This is a genomic window from Methylobacterium sp. C33D (genome assembly GCF_053345825.1).
The window spans coordinates 1-2,016 of the sequence record NZ_JBKFAV010000090.1; the positions used below are offsets into that span (position 1 = coordinate 1).

1 protein-coding gene is annotated in these 2,016 nt (G+C 74.0%); it reads left to right on the forward strand.

Features of this window, described 5'->3' with window-relative positions:
• On the forward strand, positions 1 to 2,016 hold a 2,016-nt coding region (locus ACLBXO_RS31445; protein WP_447687874.1), incomplete at both ends, for a glycosyltransferase family 2 protein.

The window sequence follows — 2,016 nt, forward strand, 5'->3', positions numbered from 1 at the left end:
ACGTGGGCGGGCGCGAGCCGTTCCTGCACTTCGCCGAGGCGGGCTGGCGGGAGCTGCGCGATCCCGGCCCGGGGCGCTCGACGCTGGCGGCGCTGCTGCGGGTCTGCGGGCTGCGGCCGGCGCGGGCGCCGGTGGAGGACACCGGCTGGCTCGGGTCGATCGGGCAGGGGGCGCTCGACCGGGACGCGCTGCTGGACCTGCAGGCGCGGCTGGTGGCGGGGCATTTCGACCACGGCTTCTACCGGGCGCGCTACGGGCTGTCGGAGGCCGACGACGCGGTGCACGACTACTGCGACACCGGCTGGCGGAAGGGCCGCAATCCCAGGCCCGACTTCAACGGCTGGGCCTACCGCGCGCACCACCCCTCCGCGGCGGCGACGGGCCTCGCGCCCTTCGTCCACCACCTCGCCCGGGCCCTGCTGCGGGGCGACGACCTCGCGGGCGAGGCCTTCGATCCGCGCTACGGCGCGCCGCCGGCCGAGGAGGACGCCGACCTGTTCGAGCAGGCCCGCCTGATCGAGCCGTTCTTCGACGCGCCCTGGTACCTCAAGCGCTACCCGGACACCGGCGGCTTCGAGAACGGGCCGGCGATCCACTTCCTGTCCCACGGCCAGGAGGAGGACCGCGACCCGAGCAAGACCTTCTCGACGCGCTTCTACCGCCGCGCCTACGGGCATCTCCTCGCCCCGGGGGAGTCGCCGTTCCTGCACTACGTGCGGACCGGCCGGGCCGCCGGGCTGATGGGCTGCCCCGAGGATCTCGGCACCTATCCGCCGATGGAGGCCCCCGCTTCCGACGCGTGGGATCGCCTGCCCCCGGCCCTGCCCATCGCGCAGGCCCGCGTCGTCGTCATCGTCCCGGTCTACAAGGGCCGCGGCGAGACCCTGCGCGCCCTCCACGCCTGCCTGTCGGCGCCCCAGGCCACCCCCTTCACCCTGCTCGCCGTCAACGACCGCTCACCCGACCCGCAGCTCACCGCGGAGCTCGCCGCCCTCGCCGGCCGCGGCCTGTTCCACCTCGTCGAGAACGAGCAGAACCTCGGCTTCGTCCGCTCGGTCAACCGCGCCCTCGGCCTGCGCCAGGGCCGCGCCGTCGTCCTGCTCAACTCCGACGCCGAAGTCTTCGGCGACTGGCTCGACCGCCTCGTCGCCCACGCCGAACCGCAGACAGACTCTCAGGCAGACCCTCAGGCCGGGTCCGGCGGGGCGGCAGGCGCAGGAGTAGAGGCAGGGGCGGGAATGGGCGGAATGGGCGCGGGGCTGCCCGTGGGCAGCGTCACGCCCTTGTCCAACAACGCCACGATCTGCTCCTACCCGCGCTTCAACGCCAACAACACCATGCCGCTCGAGATCGCCCGGCCCGAGCTCGACCGCATGGCCGCGCAGGTCAACCGCGGCCGCGCCGTGCCGGTGCCCACCGGCGTCGGCTTCTGCATGTACATGACCGCCGCCGCCCTCGACGCCGTCGGCGACCTCGACGCCGAGGCCTTCGGCAAGGGCTACGGCGAGGAGAACGACTGGTGCCTGCGCGCCATCAAGGCCGGCTTCGTCAACCTGCTCGCCGAGGACGTGTTCGTCCACCATGCCGGCCAGATCTCGTTCGGGCTCGACGCGGGCGGCGAGTACGACCAGGGCCAGGCGGCCCTGCTCGCCAAGCATCCGGACTACCCGGCCCGGGTCGGGCAGTTCGTCCAGGCCGATCCCGGCCGGCGCGGGCGGGCGCGGCTCGACCGGGCGCGGCTGGCCCGGCACTTCGCGGGGCGGGCGCTGCTCTACGTGACGCACAGCTGGGGCGGGGGCATCCAGCGGCACGTCGACGACATGGTCGCGCAGGCCCGGGCCGAGGGCCTGAGCGTGGTGCTGCTGCAGATCGACCGGACCCGCAACCTCGAGGTCCACGTCTCGTATCGCGGCCCCGAGTTCCTGTACCTGCCCAACCTCGACAGCCTGTACCTGCCGCGGGACGCGGCCGAGCTCGCCGACTTCGTCGGGCAGCTGGCGCCGGTTCTGATCCACG